Source organism: Leifsonia sp. HAY1-4F (genome assembly GCF_056755275.1).
The window spans coordinates 1-228 of the sequence record NZ_JBNDHX010000776.1 but is presented as its reverse complement, the minus strand read 5'-3'; the positions used below and the strand labels follow the sequence as shown (position 1 = coordinate 228).

The window sequence follows — 228 nt, the reverse complement described above, 5'->3', positions numbered from 1 at the left end:
ATTCATGGTCGAGTCTCGGTTGAAGGTGGGGAGGTCCTGGCGGCGGCTCGGAGCGGAGAAGAAGAGGAAGCGGCGAGAAAACTGGAAGACGACCACCGCGCCGTCGGAGCGGCGCGTGTCGGTCGGCGGACGGTCAATGGATCAGCAACAGCGCCAGCAGCGCGGGAATCACGAGCCCCAGGCCGACGAGGGGCCAGGTGCTGGGTCGGCTGATCCTGAAGTTCCACG

1 protein-coding gene is annotated in these 228 nt (G+C 66.2%); it reads right to left on the bottom strand.

Annotated features, from left to right (window positions below; all coding sequences use genetic code 11):
- Nucleotides 1-133: 133 nt before the first annotated feature.
- Nucleotides 134-214 carry a PepSY-associated TM helix domain-containing protein gene (locus ACPYOG_RS21320; protein ID WP_481296019.1) on the bottom strand — a complete coding sequence of 27 codons (81 nt, stop codon included), beginning with the start codon at nucleotides 212-214 and terminating at the stop codon, nucleotides 134-136.
- Between the last annotated feature and the right edge of the window lie 14 nt (nucleotides 215-228).